Origin of the sequence: Herbaspirillum sp. YR522 (genome assembly GCF_000282575.1) — a bacterium.
In the GTDB taxonomy this organism is placed as follows: domain Bacteria; phylum Pseudomonadota; class Gammaproteobacteria; order Burkholderiales; family Burkholderiaceae_D; genus Herbaspirillum.
Window position 1 is genome coordinate 24,704 of the sequence record NZ_AKJA01000101.1, and the last position, 26,113, is coordinate 50,816.

Annotated in this window: 34 protein-coding genes; 29 read left to right on the forward strand and 5 right to left on the reverse strand. The window is 63.7% G+C overall.

Annotated features, from left to right (window positions below):
- The first annotated feature begins 18 nt into the window (after positions 1 to 18).
- Positions 19 to 507 (forward strand): pantetheine-phosphate adenylyltransferase, encoded by a 489-nt coding sequence (gene coaD / locus PMI40_RS12410; protein ID WP_008115784.1) that lies wholly within the window; start codon positions 19 to 21, stop codon positions 505 to 507.
- Between the two features lie 116 nt (positions 508 to 623).
- Positions 624 to 890 carry a YfhL family 4Fe-4S dicluster ferredoxin gene (locus PMI40_RS12415; RefSeq protein WP_008115787.1) on the forward strand — a complete coding sequence of 89 codons (267 nt, stop codon included), beginning with the start codon at positions 624 to 626 and terminating at the stop codon, positions 888 to 890.
- Between the two features lie 54 nt (positions 891 to 944).
- Here PMI40_RS12415 and PMI40_RS12420 read toward each other — a convergent pair whose 3' ends face one another.
- The gene (locus PMI40_RS12420) at positions 945 to 2,057 is read right to left on the reverse strand and encodes a sensor domain-containing diguanylate cyclase (RefSeq protein WP_008115789.1); all 1,113 of its coding nucleotides are present in this window, start codon (positions 2,055 to 2,057) and stop codon (positions 945 to 947) included.
- A gap of 176 nt (positions 2,058 to 2,233) precedes the next feature.
- Positions 2,234 to 3,142, reverse strand: coding sequence for an SAM-dependent methyltransferase (locus PMI40_RS12425; protein WP_008115791.1), 909 nt, complete (start codon positions 3,140 to 3,142; stop codon positions 2,234 to 2,236).
- Positions 3,143 to 3,377: 235 nt separating this feature from the next.
- Here PMI40_RS12425 and PMI40_RS12430 point away from each other — a divergent pair, with 235 nt between their 5' ends.
- Positions 3,378 to 3,911, forward strand: coding sequence for a DUF3833 domain-containing protein (locus tag PMI40_RS12430; RefSeq protein ID WP_008115793.1), 534 nt, complete (start codon positions 3,378 to 3,380; stop codon positions 3,909 to 3,911).
- A gap of 2 nt (positions 3,912 to 3,913) precedes the next feature.
- The gene (locus tag PMI40_RS12435; protein ID WP_008115795.1) at positions 3,914 to 4,456 is read left to right on the forward strand and encodes a chalcone isomerase family protein; all 543 of its coding nucleotides are present in this window, start codon (positions 3,914 to 3,916) and stop codon (positions 4,454 to 4,456) included.
- A 102-nt stretch (positions 4,457 to 4,558) separates the two neighbouring features.
- On the opposite strand, the gene ychF is transcribed toward PMI40_RS12435, so the two are convergent.
- Positions 4,559 to 5,650 carry a redox-regulated ATPase YchF gene (gene ychF, locus PMI40_RS12440; protein WP_008115797.1) on the reverse strand — a complete coding sequence of 364 codons (1,092 nt, stop codon included), beginning with the start codon at positions 5,648 to 5,650 and terminating at the stop codon, positions 4,559 to 4,561.
- Positions 5,651 to 5,945: 295 nt separating this feature from the next.
- On the opposite strand from ychF, the gene PMI40_RS12445 reads away from it, so the two are divergent.
- From PMI40_RS12445 to tatC, 24 genes are all read left to right on the forward strand, one after another.
- Entirely contained in the window at positions 5,946 to 6,749 is an 804-nt protein-coding gene (locus tag PMI40_RS12445; RefSeq protein ID WP_008115800.1) for an ABC transporter ATP-binding protein, read from the forward strand.
- Entirely contained in the window at positions 6,746 to 7,525 is a 780-nt protein-coding gene (gene mlaE, locus PMI40_RS12450) for a lipid asymmetry maintenance ABC transporter permease subunit MlaE (protein WP_008115802.1), read from the forward strand. Before PMI40_RS12445 ends, mlaE begins: the two co-directional genes overlap by 4 nt.
- A 72-nt stretch (positions 7,526 to 7,597) precedes the next feature.
- Positions 7,598 to 8,074 carry an outer membrane lipid asymmetry maintenance protein MlaD gene (gene mlaD / locus PMI40_RS12455; protein WP_008115805.1) on the forward strand — a complete coding sequence of 159 codons (477 nt, stop codon included), beginning with the start codon at positions 7,598 to 7,600 and terminating at the stop codon, positions 8,072 to 8,074.
- On the forward strand, positions 8,071 to 8,787 hold the full coding sequence (locus PMI40_RS12460; protein WP_008115807.1) for a VacJ family lipoprotein: 717 nt from the start codon (positions 8,071 to 8,073) through the stop codon (positions 8,785 to 8,787). Before mlaD ends, PMI40_RS12460 begins: the two co-directional genes overlap by 4 nt.
- Positions 8,788 to 8,938: 151 nt before the next feature.
- On the forward strand, positions 8,939 to 9,574 hold the full coding sequence (locus PMI40_RS12465) for a phospholipid-binding protein MlaC (RefSeq protein WP_008115809.1): 636 nt from the start codon (positions 8,939 to 8,941) through the stop codon (positions 9,572 to 9,574).
- A 35-nt stretch (positions 9,575 to 9,609) separates the two neighbouring features.
- Positions 9,610 to 9,906: a lipid asymmetry maintenance protein MlaB gene (locus tag PMI40_RS12470; RefSeq protein ID WP_008115811.1), complete on the forward strand. Its 297-nt coding sequence runs from the start codon at positions 9,610 to 9,612 to the stop codon at positions 9,904 to 9,906.
- A 200-nt stretch (positions 9,907 to 10,106) separates the two neighbouring features.
- Positions 10,107 to 11,018, forward strand: coding sequence for an ABC transporter ATP-binding protein (locus tag PMI40_RS12475; RefSeq protein WP_008115813.1), 912 nt, complete (start codon positions 10,107 to 10,109; stop codon positions 11,016 to 11,018).
- Positions 11,015 to 11,779, forward strand: a complete 765-nt coding sequence (locus PMI40_RS12480; RefSeq protein ID WP_008115814.1) for an ABC transporter permease — start codon at positions 11,015 to 11,017, stop codon at positions 11,777 to 11,779. Before PMI40_RS12475 ends, PMI40_RS12480 begins: the two co-directional genes overlap by 4 nt.
- Positions 11,780 to 11,821: 42 nt before the next feature.
- On the forward strand, positions 11,822 to 12,058 hold the full coding sequence (locus PMI40_RS12485; protein ID WP_008115817.1) for a BolA family protein: 237 nt from the start codon (positions 11,822 to 11,824) through the stop codon (positions 12,056 to 12,058).
- A gap of 11 nt (positions 12,059 to 12,069) precedes the next feature.
- Entirely contained in the window at positions 12,070 to 13,320 is a 1,251-nt protein-coding gene (murA, locus tag PMI40_RS12490) for a UDP-N-acetylglucosamine 1-carboxyvinyltransferase (protein WP_008115819.1), read from the forward strand.
- A gap of 13 nt (positions 13,321 to 13,333) precedes the next feature.
- Complete coding sequence (gene hisG / locus PMI40_RS12495; protein ID WP_008115821.1) at positions 13,334 to 13,984, forward strand: ATP phosphoribosyltransferase; 651 nt, start codon at positions 13,334 to 13,336, stop codon at positions 13,982 to 13,984.
- 35 nt (positions 13,985 to 14,019) lie between these two features.
- Positions 14,020 to 15,333, forward strand: coding sequence for a histidinol dehydrogenase (gene hisD / locus PMI40_RS12500; RefSeq protein WP_008115823.1), 1,314 nt, complete (start codon positions 14,020 to 14,022; stop codon positions 15,331 to 15,333).
- 4 nt (positions 15,334 to 15,337) lie between these two features.
- A complete protein-coding gene (locus PMI40_RS12505) occupies positions 15,338 to 16,141 on the forward strand; it encodes a site-specific DNA-methyltransferase (protein ID WP_008115825.1) in 804 nt (267 codons plus the stop codon).
- The gene (hisC, locus tag PMI40_RS12510; protein WP_008115827.1) at positions 16,122 to 17,249 is read left to right on the forward strand and encodes a histidinol-phosphate transaminase; all 1,128 of its coding nucleotides are present in this window, start codon (positions 16,122 to 16,124) and stop codon (positions 17,247 to 17,249) included. The genes PMI40_RS12505 and hisC overlap by 20 nt, the downstream gene beginning before the upstream one ends.
- A gap of 40 nt (positions 17,250 to 17,289) precedes the next feature.
- Positions 17,290 to 17,886, forward strand: coding sequence for an imidazoleglycerol-phosphate dehydratase HisB (hisB, locus tag PMI40_RS12515; RefSeq protein ID WP_008115830.1), 597 nt, complete (start codon positions 17,290 to 17,292; stop codon positions 17,884 to 17,886).
- Between the two features lie 39 nt (positions 17,887 to 17,925).
- A complete protein-coding gene (hisH, locus tag PMI40_RS12520; protein WP_040501983.1) occupies positions 17,926 to 18,564 on the forward strand; it encodes an imidazole glycerol phosphate synthase subunit HisH in 639 nt (212 codons plus the stop codon).
- Positions 18,565 to 18,644: 80 nt separating this feature from the next.
- On the forward strand, positions 18,645 to 19,442 hold the full coding sequence (gene hisA, locus PMI40_RS12525; RefSeq protein WP_008115834.1) for a 1-(5-phosphoribosyl)-5-[(5-phosphoribosylamino)methylideneamino]imidazole-4-carboxamide isomerase: 798 nt from the start codon (positions 18,645 to 18,647) through the stop codon (positions 19,440 to 19,442).
- A gap of 1 nt (position 19,443) precedes the next feature.
- A complete protein-coding gene (gene hisF, locus PMI40_RS12530) occupies positions 19,444 to 20,208 on the forward strand; it encodes an imidazole glycerol phosphate synthase subunit HisF (RefSeq protein WP_008115836.1) in 765 nt (254 codons plus the stop codon).
- On the forward strand, positions 20,205 to 20,681 hold the full coding sequence (gene hisI, locus PMI40_RS12535; protein WP_008115838.1) for a phosphoribosyl-AMP cyclohydrolase: 477 nt from the start codon (positions 20,205 to 20,207) through the stop codon (positions 20,679 to 20,681). Before hisF ends, hisI begins: the two co-directional genes overlap by 4 nt.
- The gene (locus PMI40_RS12540; RefSeq protein WP_008115840.1) at positions 20,678 to 21,016 is read left to right on the forward strand and encodes a phosphoribosyl-ATP diphosphatase; all 339 of its coding nucleotides are present in this window, start codon (positions 20,678 to 20,680) and stop codon (positions 21,014 to 21,016) included. Before hisI ends, PMI40_RS12540 begins: the two co-directional genes overlap by 4 nt.
- Positions 21,017 to 21,043: 27 nt before the next feature.
- Complete coding sequence (locus PMI40_RS12545) at positions 21,044 to 21,421, forward strand: histidine triad nucleotide-binding protein (protein WP_008115841.1); 378 nt, start codon at positions 21,044 to 21,046, stop codon at positions 21,419 to 21,421.
- Between the two features lie 76 nt (positions 21,422 to 21,497).
- A complete protein-coding gene (gene tatA / locus PMI40_RS12550) occupies positions 21,498 to 21,701 on the forward strand; it encodes a Sec-independent protein translocase subunit TatA (protein ID WP_008115843.1) in 204 nt (67 codons plus the stop codon).
- Between the two features lie 132 nt (positions 21,702 to 21,833).
- The gene (gene tatB, locus PMI40_RS12555; protein WP_008115844.1) at positions 21,834 to 22,358 is read left to right on the forward strand and encodes a Sec-independent protein translocase protein TatB; all 525 of its coding nucleotides are present in this window, start codon (positions 21,834 to 21,836) and stop codon (positions 22,356 to 22,358) included.
- Between the two features lie 47 nt (positions 22,359 to 22,405).
- Entirely contained in the window at positions 22,406 to 23,188 is a 783-nt protein-coding gene (gene tatC / locus PMI40_RS12560) for a twin-arginine translocase subunit TatC (protein ID WP_008115846.1), read from the forward strand.
- Positions 23,189 to 23,298: 110 nt separating this feature from the next.
- Here tatC and PMI40_RS12565 read toward each other — a convergent pair whose 3' ends face one another.
- Positions 23,299 to 23,985, reverse strand: coding sequence for a DUF2461 domain-containing protein (locus PMI40_RS12565; RefSeq protein ID WP_008115848.1), 687 nt, complete (start codon positions 23,983 to 23,985; stop codon positions 23,299 to 23,301).
- A 63-nt stretch (positions 23,986 to 24,048) separates the two neighbouring features.
- Positions 24,049 to 25,230, reverse strand: a complete 1,182-nt coding sequence (locus PMI40_RS12570) for a Do family serine endopeptidase (protein ID WP_040501984.1) — start codon at positions 25,228 to 25,230, stop codon at positions 24,049 to 24,051.
- 24 nt (positions 25,231 to 25,254) lie between these two features.
- Here PMI40_RS12570 and PMI40_RS12575 point away from each other — a divergent pair, with 24 nt between their 5' ends.
- Positions 25,255 to 26,019 carry a Nif3-like dinuclear metal center hexameric protein gene (locus tag PMI40_RS12575; RefSeq protein WP_008115852.1) on the forward strand — a complete coding sequence of 255 codons (765 nt, stop codon included), beginning with the start codon at positions 25,255 to 25,257 and terminating at the stop codon, positions 26,017 to 26,019.
- Positions 26,020 to 26,113 lie beyond the last annotated feature (94 nt).

Consider the following 26,113-nt stretch of genomic DNA (forward strand, 5'->3'; position numbering starts at 1 on the left):
GCCGGTGAGGAGACACCCATGGTGACAGCAGTATATCCAGGGACATTCGATCCGTTGACGCGTGGCCATGAAGACCTGGTCCGTCGCGCGTCCGGGTTGTTTGACAAGTTGGTGGTGGGGGTGGCGGACAGCAAGAACAAGAAGCCGTTTTTCTCGCTCGAGGAACGCCTGTCGATTGCCAACGAAGTGCTGGGCCATTATCCGAATGTGCAGGTCGAGAGCTTTTCCGGCCTGTTGAAGGACTTCGTGCGGCAGAACAACGCGCGCGTGATCGTGCGCGGCTTGCGCGCGGTGTCCGACTTCGAATACGAATTCCAGATGGCCGGCATGAATCGTTACCTGCTACCCGACGTCGAGACCTTGTTCCTGACGCCGTCGGACCAATATCAATTCATCTCGGGCACCATCGTGCGCGAGATCGCCATTCTCGGCGGGGATGTATCGAAGTTCGTGTTCCCGTCGGTCGAAAAATGGCTCAAGACCAAGATAGCGAAGCAGGAAGGGTAACCCTGGACTGTGGTAGCCAACGCAACAAGGCAGGGTAAGGCAATGAACGGCAGCACAGACGGGTTTGACGACGTGAAGGCATGCCCCCGTGGCGGCATGCGCAACTGGGAGTGGCCATGGCACTGATGATCACGGACGACTGCATCAATTGCGATGTGTGCGAGCCCGAGTGCCCCAACGAAGCGATCTTCATGGGGCCGCAGATCTACGAGATCGATCCCGGCAAGTGCACCGAGTGCGTCGGGCATTTCAACGAGCCGCAGTGCCAGCAGGTGTGCCCGGTGTCGTGCATCCCTTTCGATCCGGCCTGGCGCGAAAGCCCCGAGCAGCTGATGGTCAAGTTCGAGCAACTGCAGTCGCAGTCCAAGGGCAACGCCGCCTGAAGGCCGCCGCCATCCGTGGCTGTATGTTGAACAAGCCGGCATTGCCGGCTTTTTTCATGGCGCCTGCACCACGCGGTTGCGACCGCCTTCCTTGGCCTGGTAGAGGGCCTGGTCGGCCGCCTTGAGCATGGCCTGCTTGACCTCCTCGGCCGGGCGGTTGCGGTCGGGCGGCACCAGCGAGGCGGTGCCGATGGAGGCACTGATGCGCAACGGGTCGCGCGAACCCTCGATCATGATGCCGCGGCTGCAGATGCCGCTGCGAATCCGTTCCGCGATGCGGGCCGCATCCTCGCGGGTGGCATGCGTGAGCAGCACCACGAACTCTTCGCCCCCGAAGCGGCCGAGGGCATCCGACAGGCGCAGTTCTTTCTTGATCCGGCCGGCGACTTCGCGCAGCACGTCATCACCGCTCTGGTGGCCGAAATTGTCGTTGACGCGCTTGAAATGGTCGATGTCGATGAACAGGCAGGACAAGGCCGAGCGTTCGCGCTGGCCGCGCGCGACTTCCTCGTGCATGCGTTGCTCGATGTAGCGGCGGTTGTTGACCCCGGTCAAGGGGTCGGTCAGGCCGATATGCTTGAGTCGCTCGTTGTTGATGACGTTTTCGAGGCAGATCGCCACCACCGTGGCCAGGCGTTCGATGAAATCGGTCGCCAGCGTGCGGGTGAAACGCTCGCCATAGGCGCTTCCCAGCGCCAGGTAACCCAGCAGCCGGTGCTGGCGCACCAGCGGCAACACCGCCACGCTGACCGGCTGGTAGCGGGGAAACAAGACCTCGTGCTGCCAGGCCACGTATTGACCCAGGCGCGGCTTTTCGGCCGCCAGGTGGTCGTCCTCGGGCGAGGAGGTGATCGGTTCCTTCAGGAACAGCAGGTTGGGAAACTCCTGCATGCCGATCTGCAGGTCACGCAAGATGCGCTGGATGGCATAGTCGCCATCGATCAGCGACAGCGTCACCGCTTCCAGGTTGAACACCCCCGGCATGCCATTGAGCATGGTATCGATCAACTCGCGAAATTCGCTGGCGCTGATCAATTTCAGGTCGAACGCCTGGTGCCGTTCGATGATCGACTGGTTGATGTGTGCCTGCTGCAATAGATCCTGCAATTCGGATCGCAGCTGCTGGTTGTCGGCGATAAGCATTTCCGTGTCGACAGCGGATGTCATGTGCGTTTTCCGGCCAGGCCGGCCCCCTTTGCCCACCGGTCTCCCGGCTCCCCTACCGCACGCCCCAGGCATGCGGCACGTCTTGCTGCATTGCGTTTACGGCAGGACCCAGCCCCGCTGTAGTCTTGCCGCCAAAAAAGCGTTACCGAGGTCGGCGCTGCAAGATCCGTTCCTGCTCAGGCCGCCTCGGGCACGAAGAAGCGCTGGCCCATCTCTTCCAGGCCCAGCGTGCGCAATACCTCCTGCAATCGCTCGGTCGGTCGGCGTCGCGGCAGGTCGCGGTATTGGGCGACGATCAATTCGTTCTTCATCGAATGCTCCCAGCCCACCAGCTCGGTCACGCTGACCTTGTAGCCATGCGCTTCCAGTTGCAGGCAGCGCAATACGTTGGTCACCTGGCTGCCGAATTCGCGGGTGTGCAGCGGATGGCGCCAGATCTCGGTCAGCGAGTTGTTGAGCGACTTGCCCTTGTTGCGATTGAGTACCGAAGCCACTTCGGCCTGGCAGCACGGCACCAGCACGATGAAACGGGCCTTCTTGTGGAGCGCGAAATGGATGGCGTCGTCGGTGGCGGTGTCGCAGGCATGCAAGGCGGTGACCACGTCGATGGCACCCGGCAGGCGATCGGAGGTGATCGAATCGGCCACCGACAGGTTGACGAACGACATCCCGCCAAATCCCAGGCGGCTGGCCAGTTCTTCGGACTTGCGCACCAGTTCTTCGCGGGTCTCGATGCCGTAGATGTGCGACGCGCCCTGCAAGGCCTTGAAGAACAGGTCGTACAGGATGAACCCCAGGTAGGACTTGCCCGCCCCGTGGTCGACCAGGGTCACGTCCGGATGGTCCTGCAGCACTTCGGCCAGCAGCGGCTCGATGAACTGGACCAGGTGGTAGACCTGCTTCAACTTGCGGCGGCTGTCCTGGTTCAGCTTGCCGTCGCGGGTCAGGATGTGCAGTTCCTTGAGCAGCTCGATGGACTGGCCGGGACGGATCTCGTGCGGCATGGCCGTGGCTTGTCCGGCGGGTTCGGAAGGGAGGCGCTTGCCCTGGGGGCGACCCGAATCGTTCGGGGTTTTCTTGCTCATGATGTGCTGCCGGATCGGTTGCGCCGGCCAAGATGCCAGGCGTGATTGCCATAAAGCAGGTGCTGCGCGCCTGTTTATCGGAAAAGCAGAGATAGTACCCGTTTTTAAGGACCTGATCCGGTGCTGGTGGCGGTGTTCATTCCAATAATACCACTTGGTAAAGTAAATTACTAATCGGTAGCATTCATTTTTCTTTGCGTGTAAGCTGGCTCTCGACCCATTTCAGGAGAGCCCGATGACCCGATTGCTCAAGACCCTGGTTGTGCTGTGCCTGCCCTGGTTGTTGGCGGCCTGTGCGTCGCAGGACATCAAGGACTACGCCCAGGCGCAACCGAAGTTCGACCCGGCGCAGTTCTTCGCCGGCCGCACCCAGGCCTGGGGCATCTTCCAGAAACGCGACGGTAGCGTGGCACGGCGCTTCCACGTGGTCATCGAAGGTCGTGCCGAAGGGCGCAAGCTGACGCTGGACGAGCGCTTCCGCTATGACGACGGCGAAACCCAGCAGCGGATCTGGACGCTGGACCGGCAAGACGACGGCACCTGGCGCGGCAGCGCCGGCGATGTCAAGGGCGAGGCCGTGGGCGAGGTAGCGGGTAACACCTTGCACTGGCGCTACACGCTCGTGTTGCCGGTCAAGGACACCACCTACGACATGCGCATGGATGACTGGATGTACCTGATCGATGACAAGACCATGATCAATCGCACCAGCATGCGCAAGTTCGGCATCGAGGTGGGCCAGGTCAGCCTGTTTTTCCGCAAGGATTGACGGTGGGCATCGGGCTACGTTGGATTGCCGGCGCGGTGCATTGCGTGGTGTTGTCGCTGTCGTTGGCGGGTGGGCCGGCCCGCGCCGACCAGGCGTGGCAACAGGCGGTGCCGCAGGCGAAACTACTGGGCAGTGGCGAGATGACCTGGTTCGGCCTGCACATCTACCGGGCCGGGCTGTGGAGTGCACAAGCCCCGTTTGACCCGACCCGACCGTTCGCCCTGCAACTGACCTATCACATGTCGATCAGCCGCCAGCGGCTGGCCAGCGCCAGCATCGATGAAATCCGGCGCCTGAGCGCTGCGCCGATCGCGTCCGATACGCTGCTGCGCTGGCAGGCGGCGCTGGAAAGGACGCTGGTCGATGTGGCGCGCGATGATCAGTTGATTGGCGTCTACCTGCCGGGCCGCGGCATGCAGCTCTACGACGCCGACAAGCTGCTGGGCGAGATCGACGACCCGGCGCTGGCGCGGGCATTCTTCGATATCTGGCTTGGTCCGGGCACGCGCGACCAGGGATTGCGCAGGCGCTTGCTGGGGCAGTAGCGGGCGTGACGACATCCGATTGCCTCCATCAAAAAAGCCCCGGACTTGCCAGTCGCGGGGCTTCGGTGCTACTGCGGATGTCTGCGAGCGGCGGGTTCTTGCTCAGACGTTGAACAGGAAATTCATCACATCGCCATCCTTGACCACGTATTCCTTGCCTTCGGCGCGCATCTTGCCCGCTTCCTTGGCGCCGGTCTCGCCCTTGAAGGCGATGTAGTCTTCGTAGGCGATGGTCTGGGCGCGGATGAAGCCGCGCTCGAAGTCGGTGTGGATCACGCCGGCCGCCTGTGGGCCGGTGGCGCCCACGGGGACGGTCCAGGCGCGCACTTCCTTGACGCCCGCGGTGAAGTAGGTCTGCAGGCCCAGCAGCTTGAAGGCGGCGCGGATCAGGCGGTCCAGGCCCGGTTCCTGCATGCCCATGTCGGCCAGGAAGTCGATCTTGTCGGCGTCGTCCAGGTCGGCGATCTCGGCTTCGATGGCCGCGCAGATGGCCACGATCGGGGCATTCTGCTCTTTCGCATAGGCGGTCAACTGGTCCAGCAACGGGTTGTCGGTGAAGCCGCTATCGGACACGTTGGCCACATACATGGCCGGCTTGGCCGTGATCAGGCACAGCGGCTTGATCAGCAGCATTTCCTCGGCGTCCAGGTTCAACGCGCGCACCGGCTTGGCCTCGTCCAGCGCCGGCATGATGCGTTCGAGCAGCGCCACCAGCTTGGCGGCGTCCTTGTCGCCCGAACGGGCCTTCTTCTGTTCGCGGTGGATCGCCTTTTCGACGGTGCCCATGTCGGCCAGCGCCAGTTCGGTCTGGATCACGGCGATATCGTCCAGCGGACTCACGCGGCCGGCCACGTGGATCACGTTGGGGTCTTCGAAGCAGCGCACCACATTGACGATGGCGTCGGTCTCGCGGATGTGCGACAGGAACTGGTTACCCAGGCCTTCGCCCTTGGACGCGCCCGCCACCAGGCCGGCGATGTCGACGAATTCGACCGTGGCCGGCAGGATGCGCTCGGGCTTGACGATCTCGGCCAGCGCGGTCAAGCGCGGATCCGGCACTTCGACCACGCCGACGTTGGGCTCGATGGTGCAGAACGGGTAGTTCTCGGCGGCGATGCCAGCCTTGGTCAGCGCGTTGAAGAGAGTGGACTTGCCGACGTTGGGCAGGCCCACGATGCCGCATTTGAGACTCATGACAGAATTCTTCCGAAAAGCAAAACCTCCATTGTATCAAGGCGCACGGGGATGCCCTAGCGTTGCGCGCACGCCACGGCAAGCCCTCGCCAGCGCACCGCAACAAATTAACTGACTGAATTGTCAGTAACGGACTTTGTCGGTAACGGGTGCCAAGTGGCGGCAAAATGATTCGAAAGGGTGGAAACTGCCCCTTTTTGTTGCAAACGTTTTACATCTGGTGTTGCCGCCTTGAAAGCGCTTTTACAAATTTGCTCTACAATGTCGCTTTTCCCAGCATTCTCCGAAAGCCGCTTTGCCAAACATCGTTGAAATCCGCGATCTGCATTTCCGCTATGGCGACCGTCCCATCCTCACCGGACTGCGGATGGATTTCCCGCGCGGCAAGGTCGTGGCGGTCATGGGCGGCTCCGGTTCCGGCAAGACCACCATCCTGCGCCTGATTGGCGGCCAGTTGCAGCCGCAAGAGGGCACCTTGCAGGTGGATGGCGAGAATGTCCCCGGCATGGCCACCCGCCAGCTGTATCTGCTGCGCCGCAAGATGGGCATGCTGTTCCAGAATGGGGCCCTGTTTACCGACATGACGGTGTTCGACAATGTGGCCTTCCCGTTGCGCGAACATACCGACCTCGATGAGCAGCTGATTCGTGACCTGGTGTTGATGAAGCTCAACGCGGTCGGCCTGCGCAATGCGGCCCAGTTGAAGCCGGCCGAGATATCCGGCGGCATGGCGCGGCGGGTGGCGCTGGCGCGGGCCATTGCACTCGATCCGCTGCTGATCATGTATGACGAGCCCTTCGCCGGCCTCGATCCGATCTCCATGGGCGTGACCGCCAACCTGATCCGCCGCCTCAACGATGCGCTGGGCTCGACCTCGATCCTGGTCTCGCACGACGTCAACGAATCGTTCGGCATCGCCGACTACGTCTATTTCCTGTCGCAGGGCAAGATCGTGGCCCAGGGCACGCCGGCCGATATGCGTGAGTCCACCGATCCCTATGTGAAGCAGTTCGTGCATGCCGAGACCGATGGTCCGGTGCCGTTCCACTATGCCGGCAAGTCGTTGGCCGAGGATCTCGGCCTGGAGGGGCGCCCATGATCGCCAACCTGCTCGGCGGGCTCGGTCGCAGCGTGCGCGAATTCATCGGCGGCGTGGGTTTTGCCGCGCGCATGTTCGTCAATATGCTGGGCGCTTCGGTCGGGCTGTTGCGCCGCCCGCGCCTGATTACCGACCAGATCCACTTCATCGGCAACTATTCGCTGGTGATCATTGCCGTGTCGGGCCTGTTCGTGGGCTTCGTGCTGGGCCTGCAAGGCTACTACACGCTCAACAAGTACGGCTCCGAGCAGGCGCTGGGCCTGCTGGTGGCGTTGTCGCTGGTGCGCGAGCTGGGCCCGGTGGTGACCGCGCTGTTGTTTGCCGGACGCGCCGGCACCTCGTTGACCGCCGAGATCGGCCTGATGAAGGCCGGCGAGCAGTTGTCGGCCATGGAGATGATGGCGGTCGATCCGCTGCAGCGCGTGGTGGCGCCCCGCTTCTGGGCGGGCGTGATCGCCATGCCGGTGCTGGCAGCCATCTTCAGCGCCGTGGGCATCATCGGTGGATACGTGGTCGGTGTGCTGATGATCGGCGTCGACGAGGGCGCGTTCTGGTCGCAGATGCAGGGCGGCGTCGATGTCTGGGCCGATATCGCCAACGGGGTATTGAAGAGCATCGTGTTCGGCATCGCCGTCACCTTCGTGGCGCTGTTCCAGGGCTACGAGGCGCAACCGACCCCCGAGGGCGTGGCCCGCGCCACTACCCGCACCGTGGTGATCGCCTCGCTCACCGTGCTGGGACTGGACTTCCTGCTCACCGCGCTGATGTTCAGCTGAGTGGATCCAAGCGCTGGCGCAGAACACATAAGAAGGCGGGCGAGATGCCGGCCATGAATGAAAAGGGTTGATATGCAACGTAAATCACTGGACGTCTGGGTTGGCATCTTCGTGCTGCTGGGCGTGGCTGCGCTGGTGTTCCTGGCATTGAAGGCGGGCAACATGAGCGCGCTGTCGTTCGGCCAGAAAACCTACACCGTCAAGGCCAATTTCGATAACATCGGTGGCCTGAAGTCACGCGCGGCGGTCAAGAGCGCCGGCGTGGTGGTCGGCCGGGTCGATTCGATCCGCTTCGACGACCAGACGTTCCGCGCCACTGTCATCGTGAACATGGACGACAACTACAAGTTTCCGAAAGACAGTTCGGCCAAGATCCTCACCTCGGGTCTGCTGGGCGAGCAGTACATCGGGATCGAACCGGGTGGCGATACGGCCAACCTGGCATCGGGCGACACTATAAAAATGACACAGTCCGCCATTGTCCTGGAGAACCTGATCGGTCAGTTTCTCTATAGCAAGGCGGCCGAGGGAAAGGATGAACCAAAATGAAATACGCAGCACGCATCGCCGCACTGGCACTGGCGGCAACCCTGACCGGTTGCGCCACCAGCAATAACCCGAATGACCCGCTGGAGGGCTTCAACCGTGCCATGTTCAGCTTCAACGACGGCGTCGACCGGGTCGCCCTGAAACCCGCCGCGCAAGCCTACGACACGGTCGTGCCTGGACCGGTGCAGACCGGCATCGGCAACTTCTTCGGCAACATCGGCGACCTGTGGTCGTCGATCAACCAGTTGCTGCAGGGACGTATCGAACAGGGCGTGTCGACCTTCATGCGGGTGGCGATCAACACCACCTTCGGTCTGGGTGGCGTGCTCGATGTGGCCACCGAGGCGCGCCTGCCGCGCGAAAAGTCCGACTTCGGGCAGACGCTGGGCAAGTGGGGCGTGGGCTCCGGTCCGTACGTGGTGCTGCCTTTCTTCGGCCCCTCCACGCTGCGCGATACGGCCGGCCTGCCGATCGACCTGTATGGCGACCTGTGGACCTACAAGCGGCCGACCCGCTGGCGCAACGTGGGTAGCGTGGTGCGCGTGATCGACCGTCGCGCCCAGTTGCTGGACGCATCGACACTGCTGGAAGACGCAGCGCTGGATAAATACGACTTCGTGCGCGATGCCTACCTGCAACGCCGCCAGTCGCAGATCAGCGGCAGCCGCAGTGGCGGCGGCGATCAGCAGAAGCAAGAAGCGGTCAAGCCCTGATCGATGGGCTGGCCCCAAGGCGAGTGCCTGCCCCCGCAGTCGCTCGCCTTGAATTTTTGCGGGAACGCACCATCTAAAAAAGCCGGCCTGCCCGTGGGTTGTCGTTTTGTACAGGCCTGCTGCGTTCGGCTCAATCTGAATGGATAGACTTATGAAGATCTTCACCAAATTCCTCGCCGTTACCCTGGCCGCCTCGGCGTTCGCCTTTGCTGGCGCCGCCAGCGCTCAGGAAGCCCCCGATGCGCTGGTCAAGCGGATCAGCTCCGAAGTGCTCGACACTGCCCGCAGCGACAAGGACATCCAGTCCGGCAACAACAATCGCATCATGCAACTGGTCGAGCAGAAGATCCTGCCGTATGTCGACTTCGAGCACATGACACGCCTGGCCGCCGGTCGTTTCTGGCGCCAGGCCACGCCCGAGCAGCAGAACCAGCTGATCACCGAGTTCCGCAGCCTGCTGGTTTATACCTACGCCGGCGCGCTGTCGCAGGTACGTGACCAGAAGATCGAGTTCAAGCCGCTGCGTGCATCCGCTGCCGACACCGATGTGGAAGTCAATTCGCAGGTGATCTCCTCGCGCGGCGGCGAGCCGATCCAGATCAGCTATCGTCTCGAGAAGAAGAACGATGGCTGGAAGCTGTACGACGTCAACGTGCTGGGTGCATGGCTGGTCGAGGCCTACAAGGGCACCTTCACCAGCGAGATCAACAAGGGCGGTATCGATGGCCTGATCAAGGCGCTGTCGGACAAGAACAAGCAGCTGGCCGCCCGCGCTGGCAAGAAGTAACACGTCGTCGACCGTTCACCCTGCCAGGAACCGCCATGTTCAAGCCCGCCGATTCGCTGACCTTCAAGAACGCCAGTGCCGTCCTGCGTGACGGCCTGGCGGCCATTGCAGGCGGGCAGGCGGGCATCGACCTGTCCGGCGTGGTGGTGGTCGATTCATCGGCCGTGGCCACCTTGCTGGCCTGGCGGCGCGAGGCGCAAAAGCGCGGCGTCGCGCTCGATTTCGGCATCCTGCCGGCCAACCTGCAAAGCCTGGCCGACCTGTATGGCGTGTCGAGCTTGCTCTACGGCACCGTCTCGGCGCCCACCTCCGCTACCGATCGACATCACTGACGGCAGCTTTTTCCCGCGGTAGTGTTGCGCGCTTGGCGCGGCTGACCGGCCCGGGAACCCGAATTCCCCTATAATCACCGGTTTTATCGCGTCGCGGTTCCCGCTTTCAAGGTCCGTGCCGTTGCGCCTTCGTGGCGTCACGGAGCCGCCGCCTCATATTTCCTCCTGCACGTAACGAACTCTAAGGCTGTCCAGGCATCATGGCCGCATTGCAAATCAATGACATCAAGAAGCGCTACCAGTCGCTGCAAGCACTGGGTGGCGTTTCGCTGGCAATCGAGGAAGGTGAGTTCTTCGGCCTGCTCGGTCCCAATGGCGCCGGCAAGACCACACTGATCTCGATCATTGCCGGCTTGAACCGCGCCGACTCCGGCAGCGTCAGCATCCACGGCCACGATGTGGTCAGCGACTACCGCAGCGCCCGCACCAAGCTCGGCGTGGTGCCGCAGGAACTGGTATTCGATCCCTTCTTCACGGTACGCGAGACGCTGCGCATGCAGTCGGGCTACTTCGGCCTGAAGAACAACGACCGCTGGATCGACGAGGTGATGGACAACCTGGACCTCACCAACAAGGCCGACACCAACATGCGCGCGCTGTCGGGTGGCATGAAACGGCGTGTGCTGGTGGCCCAGGCGCTGGTGCACAAGCCACCAGTGATCGTGCTCGACGAGCCCACCGCCGGGGTCGACGTGGAGCTGCGCCAGACCTTATGGAAATTCGTCGGCCGCCTCAACCGGGAAGGCCACACCATCGTGCTGACCACGCACTACCTGGAAGAAGCCCAGGCCTTGTGCAACCGCATCGCCATGCTCAAGCTCGGGCGTGTGGTGGCGCTCGATTCGACCGACGCGCTGATCAAGCGGATCTCGGGTTCGCAACTGGTGCTGCGCCTGAGGCAGGGCACCTTGCCGGATGGCCTCAAGCCGCTGGTGACGCGGCCGGAGGAACTGCTGGGGGGCAACAAGTACACCCTGCGGGTGACCGATTACAACGAAGTCGAGCCGATCCTGGCCGCGTTGCGCCAGGCCGGCGCCGAGCTCGACGACATGCAACTGCAGCAGGCCGACCTGGAAGACGTCTTCATCCAGATCATGGGAGAAGAAAAATGACCGGATTCCAGACCCTGTTCTACAAGGAAATCCTGCGTTTCTGGAAGGTCGCCACGCAGACCGTGACCGCGCCCATCCTGACCGCCGTGCTCTACCTGATGATCTTCGGCCATGTGCTGCAAGACCATGTGCAGGTCTATCCGGGGGTGCAGTACACCGGTTTCCTGGTGCCTGGCCTGGTGATGATGAGCGTGTTGCAGAATGCCTTCGCCAACAGTTCGTCGTCGCTGATCCAGTCCAAGATCACCGGCAACCTGGTGTTCGTGCTGCTTACGCCGCTGTCGCACTGGGAACTGTTCGGTGGCTATGTGCTGGCCGCCGTGGTGCGTGGCCTCATCGTCGGCGCCGGGGTGTTCGTGGTGACGGCCTGGTTTGGTCATCTCGATTTCGTCGCGCCATGGTGGATCGTGTTGTTCGCCTTGCTGGGCGCAGGCATCCTGGCCACGATGGGCTTGATCGCCGGCATCTGGGCCGAGAAATTCGACCAGCTGGCGGCGTTCCAGAATTTCCTGATCGTGCCGCTGACCTTCCTGGCCGGCGTGTTCTACTCGATCCATTCGCTGCCGCCGTTCTGGCAGGCGGTATCGCATTTCAACCCGTTCTTTTATATGATCGACGGCTTCCGCTACGGGTTCTTCGGCCAGTCCGACATCGCGCCCACCACCAGCCTGGCCATCGTCGCCGTGTTCTTCGTCGCCCTGGCCACCCTGGCCGTGCGCATGCTCAAGAGCGGTTACAAATTGCGCGCAGGCGCACACTGAGCGGCCTGGCCCAGTCATCCTATCCTTGTGAAGAGCCGAATCATGCTACCCACTCCTGAACTCGTCAAAAGCTACATCGTCGCCGGCCTGGCCTGCCAACACATCGAAGTCGAAGGCGATGGCCAGCACTTCAACGCCGTGATCGTCTCCGAGGCGTTTGCGGGCAAGCAGCGCATCCAGCGCCACCAGTTGGTCTACGCCGCGCTGGGCGACCGCATGCGTGAAGAAATCCATGCCTTGTCGATGAAGACACTGACCCCCGAAGAATTCCAGAAATAAGGCCCAGCACCATGGACAAGCTCCTCATCCGCGGCGGCAAGCGCCTGTCAGGCGAAGTCACCATCTCCGGCGCCAAGAATGCGGCGTTGCCCATCCTGTGCGCCGGCCTGCTCACGGCCGATGACCTGCGCCTGACCAACATCCCGCATCTGCAAGACGTGCTCACCATCACCAAGCTGATGAAGCAGATGGGCCTGCGGGTTCAGGAAAACGGCGAGGAAGTGGTGTTGAACGGCAATGACATCACCCGCCTGGAAGCGCCCTACGAGCTGGTCAAGACCATGCGCGCCTCGATCCTGACCCTGGGGCCGTTGCTGGCGCGCTTCGGCGAGGCCAAGGTGTCGTTGCCGGGTGGCTGCGCGATCGGTTCGCGTCCGGTCGACCAGCACATCAAGGGCCTGCAGGCGATGGGCGCCGAGATCCATATCGATGGCGGTTATATCTATGCCAAGGCCAAGCGCCTCAAGGGCGCGCGCATCGTGACCGACATGATCACCGTCACCGGTACCGAGAACCTGCTGATGGCGGCGGTACTGGCCGAGGGCGAGACCGTGCTCGAGAATGCCGCGCGCGAACCCGAAGTGGGCGACCTGGCCCACCTGCTGGTCAAGATGGGCGCCAGGATCGACGGCATCGGCAGCGACCGCCTGGTGATCCACGGTGTCGAGCGCCTGCACGGCGCCACCCATGACGTCATTGCCGACCGTATCGAGACCGGCACCTTCCTGTGCGCGGCGGCCGCCGCCGGTGGCGACGTGACCTTGCGTCGCACCCGTTCCGGGCTGCTTGACGCCGCCCTCGACAAGCTGCGCGAAGCCGGCGCGATCCTGACCTCGGGCGACGACTGGATCCGGCTGCAGATGGCGGCGCGCCCCAAGGCGGTGAGCTTTCGCACGACCGAATACCCGGGCTTCCCGACCGACATGCAGGCCCAGTTCATGGCGCTCAACTGCATCGCCGACGGTACCAGCCATGTCACCGAAACCATCTTCGAGAACCGCTTCATGCACGTCCAGGAGCTCAACCGGCTGGGCGCGGCGATCGATATCGAAGGCAATACATCCATCGTCAACGGCGTCGAGCGCTTCATCGGCGCCCCGGTCATGGCGACCGACCTGCGTGCTTCGGCCTCGCTGGTGATCGCCGGCCTGGCGGCCCAGGGCGAAACCCTGATCGAGCGCATCTACCATCTCGATCGCGGCTACGACCGGATGGAACTGAAGCTGTCGTCGATCGGCGCCGACATCGAACGCGTCAAATAAGCAGATAGAGAACATGACTCAACAATTGACGCTGGCCCTGTCCAAGGGCCGCATCTTCGAAGAAACCCTGCCGTTGCTGGAAGCGGCCGGCATCAAGGTCACCGAAGGCCCCGAATCGTCGCGCAAGCTGATCCTGCCCACCAATGACCCCGCGGTACGGGTCATCATCGTGCGCGCCTCGGATGTGCCGACCTATGTGCAGTATGGGGCGGCCGACTTCGGCGTGGCCGGCAAGGACGTGCTGATGGAACATGGCGGTGAAGGCCTGTACCAGCCGATCGACCTCAATATCGCCAAGTGCCGCCTGTCGGTCGCGGTGCAGGAAGGGTTCGACTACGCCAGCGCGGTGCGCCAGGGCGCACGCCTGCGGGTGGTCACCAAGTACGTCAAGACCGCGCGCGAGCACTTCGCGGCCAAGGGTGTGCACGTCGACCTGATCAAGCTGTACGGCTCGATGGAACTGGGCCCGCTGGTGGGCCTGTCGGATGCCATCGTCGACCTGGTCAGCACCGGCGGCACGCTGCGCGCCAACAAGCTGGTCGAGGTCGAGCACATCATCGAGATCTCGTCGCGCCTGGTGGTCAACCAGGCCGCCCTGAAGCTCAAGCGCGAGCGCTTGCAACCGATCCTGGATGCGTTTGAAAAGGCATCCCGCCAAAAGTGATACCGACTGACCGAGCCGACTCCCAGGTAGACCCCATGAGCATTGCCATCCGAAAACTCGATTCGACCGAACCCGGCTTTCGCGACAAGCTGGCCGCCGTGCTGGCCTTCGAAGCCAGCGAAGACGAAGCCATCGATCGCGCCGCAGCCACCATCCTGGCCGACGTGAAGGCACGCGGCGACGCCGCCGTGCTCGATGCCACGCAGCGTTTCGATCGCCTGCAGGCGGCGTCGGTGGCGGCGCTGGAAATCGGTCCTGCGGCATTGCAGGCGGCCCTGGCAGGCTTGCCCGCGACCCGGCGTGCCGCATTGCAGACGGCGGCCGACCGCGTACGCGCGTACCACGAGCGGCAGAAGAAGGAATGCGGCTCGGACGGTTTCCTGTACCGCGAAGCGGATGGCACCGAACTGGGCCAGAAGGTCACGCCGCTGGACCGCGTGGGTATCTACGTGCCGGGTGGCAAGGCGGCCTATCCGTCGTCGGTGCTGATGAACGCGATTCCGGCCAAGGTCGCCGGCGTAGCCGAAGTGATCATGGTGGTGCCGACCCCCGATGGCGTGCACAACGAACTGGTGCTGGCGGCCGCGGCCATCGCCGGCGTCGACCGCGTGTTTACCATCGGCGGCGCCCAGGCCGTGGGTGCGCTGGCCTACGGCACCGCCACCATCCCCCAGGTCGACAAGATCGTCGGCCCCGGCAACGCCTATGTGGCCGCGGCCAAGCGGCGCGTGTTCGGCGTGGTCGGCATCGACATGATCGCCGGCCCGTCCGAGATCCTGGTGATCTGCGACGGCAGCACCGACCCCGACTGGATCGCCATGGACCTGTTCTCGCAGGCCGAGCACGACGAACTGGCGCAATCGATCCTGCTGTGTCCGGATGCCGGCTACATCGCCCGCGTCGAAGCCAGCATCAACCGGCTGCTCGACGGCATGCCCCGGCGCGACGTGATCCGCACCTCGCTGACCGACCGTGGTGCGCTGGTCAAGGTGCGCGACATGCACGAGGCGTGCGAGATCGCCAACCTGATCGCCGCCGAGCACCTCGAGATCTCGACCGAGGAGCCGCAACAGTGGGCAGACCTGATTCGCCACGCCGGCGCGATGTTCCTCGGCCGTTTTTCGTCCGAGTCGCTGGGCGACTACTGCGCCGGACCCAACCACGTCCTGCCCACCTCGCGCACCGCGCGCTTCTCCTCGCCGCTGGGCGTGTACGACTTCCAGAAGCGCTCCAGCCTGATCCGGGTGTCCGAGGCGGGTGCCCAGACGCTGGGCCGGGTCGCCGCCGAGCTGGCCTATGGCGAGGGGCTGCAGGCCCACGCGCGCTCGGCCGAATTGCGCCTGAAATGATGCGATGACGGCGGTCGCGGACGAAGGCTGGATCGATCGTATCCATTGCGAGGACGCACTGGCCGGCTTGCGGCGCATTCCCGACGGCAGCATCGACCTGCTCATCGCCGACCCGCCCTACGGCCTGGGCAAGGACTATGGCAACGACTCCGACAAGCTCGAGGCGGCCACCTACCTGGCCTGGACCGAGCGCTGGATCGACGCCGCGTTGCCCAAGCTCAAGGGCAATGCCAGCCTGTATATCTTCCTCACCTGGCGTTATTCGCCCGAGATATTCGTCATGCTCAAGCAGCGCATGACGATGCTCAACGAAATCGTCTGGGATCGCCGGGTACCTTCCATGGGCGGCAGTACCCGCCGCTATTCGTCGGTGCATGACACCATCGGCTTCTTCGCCCGCGCCAAGGATTATTTCTTCGACCTCGATGCGATCCGCATCCCCTACGACGCCCAGACCAAGAAAGCCCGCTCGCGCTCCATCTTCGTGGGCGCCAAATGGCTGGAGATGGGATACAACCCCAAGGACGTGTGGAGCGTGTCGCGCCTGCATCGCGAACACCGTGAGCGTGCCGACCATCCGACCCAGAAGCCGCTGGAGATCGTCGAACGCATGGTCAAGGCGTCCTGCCCGCCGGGCGGCGTAGTGCTCGACCCCTTCATGGGCAGCGGCACCACGGCGGTGGCCGCGCGCCGCTGTGGCCGGCGCTTCGTCGGCTTCGAACTCAATCCGGATTACTGTGAACTGACCCGCCAGCGGCTGGATGCGCTGCAAGCCACGAGCCCCCAAGATGAACCCGTCACCGACTGACCCCGCCTGCCTCGATCCACTGGTCGCCACCGTGATCCGCGCCGATGTGCGCGCGCAATCGGCCTATCACGTGCCCGATGCGGCCGGCATGGTCAAGCTCGACGCGATGGAAAATCCCTATCCGCTGCCGGCGCAGTTGCGCCAGGAACTGGCGCTGCGGCTGGCCGACGTGGCCTTGAACCGTTACCCGGTGCCGTCCTACCTGGCGTTGAAGCAAGCCATCTGCCGTGAGCAGCAGGTGCCGTCCGGCTACGATGTGCTGCTGGGCAATGGCTCGGACGAACTGATCTCCATCATCTCGACCGCCTGCGCCGGCGATGGCCGCAAGGTGCTGGCCCCGGAGCCCGGCTTCGTGATGTACGCGGCCTCGGCCCGGCTGGCCGGACTCGAGTACGTCGGCGTGCCCTTGCGCGCCGATTTCACGCTCGACCTGCCGGCCATGCTGGCCGCGTTGGCGCAGCACCGCCCGGCGGTGACCTACCTGGCCTATCCGAACAATCCCACCGGCACGTTGTTCGACGCGCAGCAGGTGCTGCAGATCGTGGCCGCCGCCGCGCCCTTCGGCATCGTCGTGGTGGACGAGGCCTATGGGCCGTTTGCGCCGCATAGCCTGATGCCTGCATTGCCGCGCTTCAACAACTTGGTGCTCATGCGTACCGTCTCCAAGCTGGGCCTGGCCGGGATTCGGCTGGGCTACATGGCGGCGGCGCCGGCCTTGTTGCGCCAATTCGACAAGGTGCGGCCGCCCTATAACATCAACGTGCTCACCGAGACCGCGGCGCTGTTCATGCTGGAGCATCTCGATGTGCTGCAGGAGCAGGCCGCCCGGTTGCGCGTCGCGCGCGCCGAGCTGTCTTCCCGGCTGGCGCAGTTGGGCGGGGTAGAGGTGTTCCCGTCGGCTGCCAATTTCGTGTTGATCCGGGTGCCGGATGCCGATAAAGTCTTCGCCGCGCTGGTCGCGCGCAAGGTGCTTGTCAAAAATGCCGGTAGAATGCACGGATTGTTACAAAACTGCTTGCGCATCACGGTCGGCACCGAGCACGAAAACCTGCTCCTGCTGGCAGCGCTGGCAGAGGCCTTGCAGGTGTCGTCTTCGGCACCAGATTAATCACTCATCCCTTTCGTCCGAACCCCGCATTACCCTGACCATGTCTACACCGAGAACCGCAGAAGTCGTCCGCAACACCAACGAGACGCAGATCCGCGTAGCGATCAACCTCGATGGCACCGGCAAGCAAAAGCTCGACACCGGCGTGCCGTTCCTGGATCACATGCTGGACCAGATCGCCCGGCACGGCCTGATCGACCTCGACATCCACGCCCGCGGCGACTTGCATATCGATGCCCACCATACGGTGGAAGACGTCGGCATCACGCTGGGCCAGGCGTTTGCCAAGGCCATCGGCGACAAGAAGGGCATCCGCCGCTACGGCCATGCCTACGTGCCGCTGGACGAGGCGCTGTCGCGGGTGGTGATCGACTTCTCGGGGCGTCCCGGCCTGCAGTACCATATCCCGTTCACGCGGTCGATGATCGGCGGCTTCGATGTCGACCTCACCAGCGAGTTCTTCCACGGCTTCGTCAATCACGCACAGGTGACCTTGCACATCGACAACCTGCGCGGCCTGAACGCACACCATCAGTGCGAGACCGTGTTCAAGGCATTCGGCCGCGCGCTGCGCATGGCGATCGAACTCGATGATCGCGCCGCCGGCACCATTCCATCGACCAAGGGCAGCCTGTAATCACACCCGTGCGCCGGCGTCGTGGCCGGTCATCTCGATATGAATAAAATTGTTGTAGTGGATTACGGCATGGGCAACCTGCGCTCGGTGGCGCAGGCACTGCGCCATGTCGCGCCCGAGGCCGACGTGCGTATCTCCGGCGAGGTCGCCGACATCAAGGCCGCGGATCGCATCGTATTGCCGGGCCAGGGCGCCATGCCCGACTGCATGCGCAGCCTGCGCGAGTCGGGAGTGCAGGAAGCGGTGCTCGAGGCCGCGCGCAGCAAGCCGCTGTTTGGCGTGTGCGTGGGCGAACAGATGCTGTTCGACTGGAGCGAGGAGGGCGATACGCCCGGCCTGGGCCTGCTGCCCGGCCGTGTGGTGCGCTTCGAGCTGGACGGCCTGGTGCAGGATGACGGCTCGCGCTTCAAGGTGCCGCAGATGGGCTGGAACCACGTGCGCCAGAGCGCGCCGCACCCGCTGTGGAATGGTATTGCCGATAATGCATTCTTTTACTTCGTGCATAGTTTCTATGCGGTGCCGGGCGAGCAGTCGCAGGTGGTCGGACAGACTCCCTATGGACGCGAGTTCGCCTGTGCAGTGGCACGAGATAACATTTTTGCAACCCAGTTCCATCCTGAAAAAAGTGCATCTGCGGGTTTGCAGCTGTATCGGAATTTCGTACACTGGAAGCCTTGATTTTGCATTAAAGGCAAGTCGGCGCCACGGGCGCCACCGGTCTTCATCCCAACCCCTCACTGACAAGCCCACCCGTAGCCATGCTGCTGATACCCGCCATCGACCTCAAAGACGGTCATTGCGTCCGCCTCAAACAAGGCGATATGGAACAAGCCACCGTATTTTCCGAAGACCCGGGAGAAATGGCCATGCACTGGTTGCGCCAGGGCGCGCGCCGTTTGCACCTGGTCGATCTCAACGGCGCCTTTGCCGGCAAGCCCAAGAACGAATCGGCGGTCAAGGCCATCCTCAAGGCCGTGGCGCAATTCGCCCGGGACAACGACGTCGACGAGATCCCGGTGCAACTGGGTGGCGGCATTCGTGACCTCGACACCATCGAGCGCTATCTCGACGATGGCCTGTCGTACATCATCATCGGCACGGCGGCGGTGAAGAGCCCCGGCTTCCTGCACGACGCCTGCAGCGCCTTCCCCGGCCAGATCATCGTCGGCCTGGACGCCAAGGACGGCAAGGTCGCCACCGACGGCTGGAGCAAGCTGTCCGGTCACGAGGTGATCGACCTGGCCCAGAAATTCGAAGGCTATGGCTGCGAAGCCATCGTCTACACCGACATCGGCCGCGACGGCATGATGGGCGGCGTCAACATCGAAGCCACGGTGCGCCTGGCGCAGGCGGTATCGATCCCGATCATCGCCTCCGGCGGCGTGCACAACATCAAGGACGTCGAAGCGCTGTGCGAAGTCGAGGACGAAGGCGTGGAGGCTGTCATCTGCGGCCGCTCGATCTACGAAGGCACGCTCGACCTGAGTTCGGCCCAGGACCGCGCCGACGAACTGACTCTCGCCCAAGACGCCGACGGCCAAGCCGGCGGTCAATGACATGGCACTTGCTAAACGCATCATCCCGTGCCTGGACGTGACGGCCGGCCGCGTGGTCAAGGGGGTCAACTTCCTTGAGCTGCGCGATGCCGGCGACCCGGTCGAGATCGCCCGTCGCTACGACGACCAGGGCGCCGACGAACTGACTTTCCTCGATATCACGGCTTCTTCGGATGGCCGCGACCTGATCCTCGACATCATCGAGGCGGTGGCCTCGCAGGTCTTCATCCCGCTCACGGTGGGCGGCGGCGTGCGCTCGGTCGAGGATGTGCGACGCCTGCTCAACGCCGGCGCCGACAAGGTCGGCATCAACACCTCGGCCGTGACCAATCCGCAACTGGTGGCCGATGCCGCCGGCAAGTACGGTTCGCAGTGCATCGTGGTGGCGATCGACGCCAAGCGCGCCGGTGACGGCCGCTGGGAGGTCTATACCCACGGCGGACGCAACGCCACTGGCCTGGACGCGGTGGATTGGGCGCGCAACATGGCACGCCTGGGCGCCGGCGAGATCCTGCTGACCAGCATGGATCGCGACGGCACCAAGAGCGGCTTCGATCTCGACCTCACGCGCGCGGTCTCGGAAGCGGTCGCCATCCCGGTGATCGCCTCGGGCGGCGTCGGCGGCCTGCAGGACCTGGCCGACGGCATCACGCGCGGACGCGCCGACGCCGTGCTGGCCGCCAGCATTTTCCACTATGGCCAGCACACCGTGCAGGAAGCCAAGCGCTTCATGGCCGACCAGAACATTTCCATGAGGCTGGCATGAGCATCAGCGCCAAATGGCTCAACAAGGTACGCTGGGACGAAGTGGGCCTGGTGCCCGTGATCGCCCAGGAAGTCGGTTCCAATGACGTGCTGATGTTTGCCTGGATGAACCGCGAGGCATTGACGCGCACGGTCGAGACCGGTGAAGCCGTGTACTGGAGCCGTTCGCGCAAGAAGCTGTGGCACAAGGGCGAAGAGTCGGGGCATTTCCAGAAGGTGCACGAGATCCGCCTCGACTGCGACGAAGACGTGGTGCTGCTCAAGATCGAGCAGATCGCCGGCATCGCCTGCCATACGGGACGTCACTCCTGCTTCTTCCAGAAGCTCGAGGGCGACGCCACCAACGGCGAGTGGGTCACCGTGGAGCCGGTGCTCAAGGACCTGGCACCCGGCGCCGGTGGCGCAACGCCCACCCCGCCGGCGGCAAAGGCCGGGAAACCCCGCAAGGGCGTGGAGCCGGGCGAGACATCATGAGTGACATCCTGCAACGCGTGGCCGACGTGATCGAGTCGCGCAAGCCCGCCAATGGCGGCAATCCCGAGCAATCGTACGTGGCAAGGCTGTTTGCCAAGGGCGACGATGCCATCCTCAAGAAGATCGGCGAAGAGGCCACCGAGACCGTGATGGCCGCCAAGGACGCACGGGTCTCGGGCGACAGTTCCAAGGTGCTCTACGAATGTGCCGACCTGTGGTTCCATTCGATGGTGCTGCTGGCACAGTTCGACCTGAAGCCACAGGACGTCATCGATGAGCTGGCCCGCCGCGAGGGCCTCTCCGGGCTGGCTGAAAAGGCCGCGCGCCCGGACTGAGTCCGATCCATCCACCAGGAGAACGAGTTGGACAACTGCATATTCTGCAAGATCGCGGCCGGCGAGATCCCGTCCAGGAAGATCTACGAAGACGAGGACGTGATCGCCTTCCACGACATCAATCCGGCAGCGCCGGTGCACTTCCTGGTAGTGCCACGCCGTCACATTGCAACCCTGGCCGACTGCGGCCCGGCCGACGAGGCCCTGCTGGGCAAGATGGCGGCGCTGGCGCCCAAGCTGGCGGCCGAACAGGGCTGCGGTTACCTGCGTGACGCCGCCGGCCAGGCCAGCGGTGGTTTCAAGACCTTGTTCAACACCGGACCGGATGGCGGGCAAGAGGTGTACCATCTGCACATGCATGTGATTGGCGGGCCGCAACCGTGGCGCGTGCGCGTGCAACAATGACAAGCCCGATCTGACGGGCGTAGGACAGGGAACGTTTTTACAGACTGGGACAGGGATGTCCGCTTAGGAGAATAGAATGGGTTCGTTCAGTGTTTGGCATTGGCTGATTGTCTTGGTGATCGTGATGCTGGTGTTTGGTACCAAGAAGCTCGGCAACATGGGGTCCGACCTGGGCAAGGCCGTCAAGGGCTTCAAGGACGGCGTCAAGAGTGGCGACGAGGAAAAGAAGGATGCCGCCATCGACGTCCAGGCCAAGGAAAAGGACAAGACCGGCACCTGATCCGTATTCCGGCCCTGGCCGGTGCTGCCCGTGGCAGCGCCCGCCGGGCCTGCTTTCTCCTGACGGGTGCCGGCCCGTCTGTCATCGGGCCTGGCCCTTGCTTAATCTGCACTCAATTGCCCAGAAAGACTCATGATTGATATCGGCCTTACCAAGCTGGCCCTCATCGGTGTGGTCGCGCTGGTGGTGATCGGCCCCGAGCGGCTGCCCAAGGTGGCGCGCATGGCCGGCACCCTGTTCGGCCGGGCCCAGCGCTACATCAACGACGTCAAGAGCGAGGTCAGCCGCGAGATCGAGCTGGAAGAGCTGCGCAAGATGCGCACCGATGTCGAGCAGGCGGCCAGCGCCGTGTCCAGCGATTTCAACAAGAGCATGTCGGAAACCGAATCGCAGTTGAACGATGCCTGGAACGGCACCGGCGAAGGCGCGACCTACGACGGCGCCGGTACCGGTGGCGACAGCTGGAAGCGCGCGCCCAGCGCCGACCTGCTGGCGATCAAGGCGCGTGCCTTCAGGCGCAAGAAGCTGGCGCGCACCACGGCCGTGCCAACCTGGTACAAGCAGCACAACGGGCGCAAGACGCGCGTGATTTCGGCCTCGGCCCGCGTGGCCAGGTATCGTCCGATCAGCGCTGGCAAATCGGCCGGCTTCTTTTAATCCCGGGATGCGATACGTCGCGTCCCTTTTGATCCTGCTGCAAATCCATGGCTGAAGAAAACAATCCGGCCGCCGGCGACGACACCTTCATCTCGCACCTGATCGAATTGCGCAGCCGCCTGGTCAAGGCGGCCGCGGTGGTGCTGGTGGTGTTCCTGTGCATGATGCCGTTCGCGGCCCATATCTTCGATGTGCTGGCCGCGCCGATGCTGGCGGCCCTGCCCACCGGCAGCAAGATGATCGCCACCGGCGTCATCACCCCGTTCCTGATCCCCATCAAGGTCACCATGATGGCGGCCGTGCTGGTGTCCCTGCCCTGGGTGCTGTACCAGGTGTGGGCCTTCGTCGCGCCCGGCCTGTATACCCACGAGAAGCGGCTGATTGCGCCTCTGGTGGTGTCTTCGTCGTTGCTGTTCGTGGTCGGCGTGGCGTTCTGCTACTTCTTCGTCTTCGGCGTGGTATTTCCTTTCATCAACAATTTCGCGCCCAAGTCGGTATCAGTGGCGCCGGATATCGATGCCTACGTCGATTTCGTGCTGACCATGTTCGTGGCCTTCGGCGTGACCTTCGAAGTGCCGGTGATCGTGGTGGTGCTGGTGCGCATGGGGGTGGTGCCGCTGGTCAAGCTCAAGCAGATCCGTCCGTACGTGATCGTCGGCGCGTTCGTCATCGCCGCCGTGGTGACGCCGCCGGACATCATGAGCCAACTGATGTTGGCCGTGCCGCTGGTGTTGCTCTACGAGATCGGCCTGTTGATCGCGCCCATCTTCGAGCGCGTCACGCGCGCACCGGACAGCACCGAGGAGCCCAGCTCGTCGGTTGCCGACTAGCCAGCGCGGCGCCGAACTGGCGCCTTTGCCGCAGCAGCATCAGCATCAGCAAACGCCGTTGGCAGCCAGTCTGCGAACGGCGTTTTTCATTGCGCCACCGGGATGGTGATCTACTCGGGTGTGTAGAGGGCGATTCCCCGCAGCCAATCCACCAGAGGATAGGCATCCTTGAAGCCGGCCAGCACATCGCCGGCCAGGTCCTTGGGGACCTTCTTGCTGACGTCGGTCTCGGTCCAGACGATGAAGCTCTTGCGCTTGACGTAGTCGAGGTTGGGGCTGTCGGCATCGAAGCCCTTGGGCGGGCGCGACAGCATGCCTTCCTGCTGCAGGTCGCCGAAGGTCGCCACCAGCTTCTTGTTCTTGCGCATCCTGGTAAAGCCGGCAGCGTCCTCGACGACGCGGGTGCGGATGGCACGCAGCCGCGGTGGCGGCGGCAGGTATTCGCCGCCGGCGACGAGCAACGTGCCGGCCGCATCGATGTGGAAGTAGTAGGCCGGGCCACCGCCCTGGCTGGGCTTCTTCAGTCCGCTGGCCGTGATGGCGGCCGAGAAATGGGTCTTGTAGGGGCTCTTGTCGTGCGAAAAACGCATGTCGCGGTTGATCCGGAACAGCGCCTTCTTGGGGTTGCATCCCGCCACCGCCGGATCGAATTTGGCGATGTCGGCGATCAGTTGCGTGGTCAGCGCCAGGAACTCGGCGCGCAGGATGTCATAGCGCGGCTTGTTCATCACGAACCAGGCGCGGTTGTTGTTCTCGCTCAGTTCCGCCAGGAAGCGGGTCAGGTCACGCACATGCATGGAAATCGGTCTCCGGTGGGATTGGCTGTGCCGAACCAGCGCGGCAGCAGCCATCGATGATGCCTACTCTTCTTCCTCGTCGTCGGTGCGCACCGGCGGCGGACGCTTGCCGACCGTGATCGACAGCTTGGTCTCCTGCGCCCGGCGCAGTACCGTCATGTCGATCGCCTGGCCAGGAGTGAGCTGGGCGATCACGTTGAGCATCTCGGTGGTGTCGACCACCGGCTTGCCATCGATGCTGACCAGGATGTCGCCCGGCTTCATGCCTGCACGATCGGCCGGACCGCCCTTGAGCACGCCGGCGATGATGGCGCCGGTCTTCTTGCCCAGGCCGAAGCTCTCGGCCAGTTCAGGCGTGATGTCCTGCGGCTCGACACCGATCCAGCCGCGCACCACCTGGCCGTGGCTGATGATGGATTCCATCACGGTCTTGGCGGTCGACATCGGAATCGCAAAGCCGATACCCAGGTTGCCGCCGGTACGCGAATAGATCGCCGTGTTGACGCCCAGCAGGTTGCCGTTGGTATCGACCAGGGCCCCGCCCGAATTGCCCGGGTTGATGGCGGCATCGGTCTGGATGAAGTTCTCGAAGGTGTTGATGCCCAGGTGGTTGCGACCCAGTGCCGAGACGATGCCCATGGTCACGGTCTGGCCTACGCCGAAGGGATTGCCGATGGCCAGCACCACATCGCCTACCGAGCTGTTCTCGGGATGTCCCAGGGTGATCGCCGGCAGGTTCGGCAGGTCGATCTTGATCACCGCCAGGTCGGTCTCGGGATCGATACCCACCACCTTGGCGGTGGCCTTGCGGCCGTCGGCCAGCGCCACCTCGATCTGGTCGGCCGCCTCGACCACATGGTTGTTGGTCAGGATGTAGCCTTGCGGGCTGACGATCACGCCCGAGCCCAGGCTGGACTGCTTGTCTTCCCCCTGCTGGTCGTCGAACTGGTCGCCGAAGAACTTGCGGAAGAACGGATCATTCTGGAACGGGCTTTTTTGCGGACGTGCCTCGGTGGTGGTGAATATGTTGACCACCGACGGCATCGCCTGGCGCGCGGCGTGACGATACGAGGTCAGCGCCGGTGCATCTGGCGTGGCCTCCTGCATCTGCACGGTGGAAGCGGCGGGGCGGGCACGCGAACTGGAGCTGCCCGATGCCCAGTCGGGCTTGAGGGTCGCTACAATGAACCACAAAGCCAAACCTACTGTTACGGTTTGGGCAAACAACAGCCATAGACGTCGCATATTGAAATTGAAAGAGGAAAGAGAATGACCCGGCAGATTAACAGAGACGAGCTATCGACATTCCTGGGGCAGACCCTGAATGCCGCGCAATTCAAGGATTATTGCCCAAACGGCCTGCAGGTGGAAGGGCGTTCCCGGATCGCCTCGGTGGTCAGCGGCGTCACTGCCAGCCTGGCGCTGCTGGAGGCGGCACTCGACCTCAAGGCCGATGCGGTCCTGGTTCATCACGGTTATTTCTGGCGCGGCGAGGACCCGCGCGTGGTCGGGATCCGGCAACGGCGCTTGAGGCTGCTTCTGGCCAACGACATCAACCTGTTCGCCTATCACCTGCCGCTCGATGCCCATCCGCAACTGGGTAACAATGCCCAGCTGGCGCGCCAGCTCGACCTGTTGCCCGAGGGGCGTTTCGGCGACAACGACCTCGGCTGGTGGGGCCGCTCCGGCATGGCGGCGATCAAGACCGCAGCCGATCTCGCCGCCCTGATCGAAAAACGCCTGGGTCGTGCGCCGCTGCTGATCGGCGACCCGCAACAGCCGCTGGGCCAGATCGCCTGGTGTACGGGTGCGGCGCAAGGCATGCTCGACGACGCCATCGCCGCCGGCGCCAACGCCTACATCAGCGGCGAGATCTCCGAGCCCACGGTGCACCTGGCGCGCGAGACCGGCACCGTCTATATCGCTGCCGGTCACCATGCCACCGAGCGCTATGGCGTGCAGGCGCTGGGCGCCTACGCGGCCCAGCACTTCGGTATCGAGCACCGGTTCATCGATATCGACAATCCGGTATGAGCACCACAGGCTGGCTTACTGCTTCTTGAGCGCATCGCGGATCTCGCGCAGCAGCAGCACGTCCTCGGGCGGGACCGCCGGCTTGGCGGCGGCT